Genomic DNA, 2649 nt, shown 5'->3' with positions numbered 1-2649 from the left:
TTCGCCGGAGCCGAGCAGGATGCGGCCATTCGGGTAGTGCACCCCGTGGGCGGTGTGCGCAGGTACTGCGTCGAGGTTGCCCAGGGAGTTGAGGCTTTGGTCTACCGTCGCTGGCAGGTCGGTGCTGAACTGCTGCACAACCCCGACATCGGGGCCGCGCAGGCTGAACACCGCACGACCGCCGACTCGCCAAAGTTGGGCGGAGCGGATCAGGATGCGCATGACCTGCGGCTTGCCATCCGCGCCCGGCACGGATGCATAGGCCGGCTCGAATATATCTTGCGTCCAGCGGTCGGTGTTAGTATTAAGTTCTTTCAGACCCGGTTTGACTCTGGCGGAGCGGCGCGCGGCGTTGAGCGTGTCGCGGAACTCGCCATATCCCATATTGAAGAATTGCAAATCGGACACATAATCTTCGTAGAGATATTCGGGAATGTCCTTATAAAGTTCCTCAAATTGTTCCCGGCTCAGTAGCTTGTACGGCGACAGCAAGACCCGCTGGCTGTGCTGTAAGGTGTGCTGCAACAGCAGCGGGGCCACGCGCAGCCGCACGCTGTCGCCGGCACCGCTGGGCAGGTACAGGGACACCCGCACACTGCCGTCCCATGAGTTGTCGCGGATGATGTCGCGACCTTCCAGAAGCAATTCCAATCCGTTACGCAGCGCCTGCACCGGAACTTTCTCCGTGGCCGGATTAAAGGCTCGCAATTGCCCGCCTTGCCGAATGAACAGCCGGACCGCACCCGCCGGTGCGCCACTCACCACGACCGTCGCCCGATCCACCACGTCTGGCAGGGGCAGGGCGTGGATACGGGCGAGATCCTGTTCGTCGCGGCTACCGTTTACAATGTCGTCTTGCGCGTCGTTACAGGTGAGAAGACGGCGGTCGACTTTGGGATCGTAATCGTTTCCAAATAGGGCATCACTGTACAAGTCCTCACCGGGGCCGCACCGCTTGGCGTCGTCATCCAGATTGGGCAAGAACAGTGCCAGTTGGCTATCTTCCAAGCGTTCGTCGGATTTACCGCTCAAGTCAACTATCCCGTCACGGTTGGCATCTACTCTCAGATCGGGGAACGTGCCGCGCAAAGCTGTGCGGTTAATGCCGGTATCTGCGGCGGAATTGTTAGCATAGGCAGGCGCGGTGGTCAACCATAGGCCGGAGGCCAGCAAAGCGGCAACAGAGGCGGCAGATTTTGTTAGGGGAAGCACCCCACCGTTGCGTCGGGAACTGTGCATAGGTTTTTGTCGGTTTTTAAGCATGATGTTTTTTTTCGGTTGTGGTTAAAAATTTTTAAGTCTGTGCTGATTAGGCCGACCGTTCCCTTTTGTCATAAAATTTGATGGACAGAACGTGTGCGGATCTGCTGATCCGCACGCGCCCGTGTCTTACACCGAATTATTTCCGATTTTGCCACCAGGCCGCGTCTGTGCTGACATCCCGCCAGACATTGCTGGTGCAGTGCACTTCGCCCTGACCTAAGTGCGCCCAGTCCCAGGCATCGATTTCGTAAGGGCGCACCCCGACCCGGCCCAGTGCCTTAACGGCGGCTTGGGCGAAAATGTCCTTGCCGTCAATCAACGGACCGTCCGGTTTGGTGTAGGCGAATACCCAATCGGGTTGTGCGTCGCCGTTACCGGCAGGTGGGCTAGACAGCAATACGCCATTGGCTAAGTTAGGGCTGTAGGCGTAGTAGCTTTCGGGTAGTTCGGCATCAGCTTTGGGTGCGCCTAGGCTTGTCTTCGGGTCGGAGCCTGCCTGCAATTGGTTCAGCACGAGGTTTTGGCGGAAAACCGATCCTTTATTACCTGTCCCGCCTAAACTATTTTTTAACGGTACAATGATGGGACTAAACTTCCGGAACAGCACGGGCAGTTTGACCAATTCGCGCTCCTTCATGTTTAGATCGTCAAGGAGCTTGGCGAGCACGCGATCCAAGTGTTCGGCGGCGCGTTCGTTATCGTCCATCAGGTTGGCATCGGCGAGTAGCTCATCGATGCTGGGCTCTACCCGGACTTCGATGTCTGTCGGATCTGGCGCCCGGCCAATGAAGAGCTTGGCTGAGCCGTTACCGTTGGCGGCGGCCGCCCTAAGCAACGCGACCGCGCCGCGCGGGTCGGGAACGGCGAGGGTCCAGCCCCGTCGGCTGGTGCGGGCACCACCTGGAGGATTTCGTCCACATGGCCAATCGTAAGCCAAGAGGTGTCTATGGTCAGGAGTGGCTGCGCCTTCTGGGCGGCGAGCATCGCAGCGAAACTGGGGTCGGGCTGCCGGGTTTCACTGGAGCCAAGCAGGATACGGCCATTCGGGTAACGTACGCCGTGGGCTGTGTGTGCCGGAACCGCGTCGAGGTTGCCCAGAGAGTTCAAAGTTTGGCTCACCGTCGCTGGCAGGTCGTCGGTTAATTGCTGCACGACCCCGACATCGGGGCCGCGCATGGTGAACACCATGCGAGCGCCGGCTCGCCAAGATTGGGCGTTGCGGATTAGGATACGCATAATGTGCGGCTTGCTATCCGCCCCCGGCACAGACCAATACTGTTGATTTTAGCACCTAACTTGTTATATCTATATGATATTTAATAAATTTATTGCTTGTTATGGAAGTTGATAAAAAACAGAATTACTTGCTGCTAAATTTCTATCAGC

1 protein-coding gene and 1 pseudogene are annotated in these 2649 nt (G+C 57.7%); both read right to left on the bottom strand.

The annotated features are described in order from the left end of the window. The coding region (locus VZ94_RS21340) for a protein-arginine deiminase family protein (protein WP_204369246.1) at positions 1 to 1263 on the bottom strand (1263 nt) is incomplete at its 3' end. A 136-nt stretch (positions 1264 to 1399) separates the two neighbouring features. Continuing rightward, a pseudogene (locus VZ94_RS29950) lies at positions 1400 to 2499 on the bottom strand (protein-arginine deiminase family protein). Between the last annotated feature and the right edge of the window lie 150 nt (positions 2500 to 2649).

Source organism: Methylocucumis oryzae, from assembly GCF_000963695.1.
Lineage (GTDB): Bacteria > Pseudomonadota > Gammaproteobacteria > Methylococcales > Methylomonadaceae > Methylovulum > Methylovulum oryzae.
Note: the sequence above shows the minus strand (reverse complement) of the source record. Positions and strands in the feature narration are given on the sequence as shown.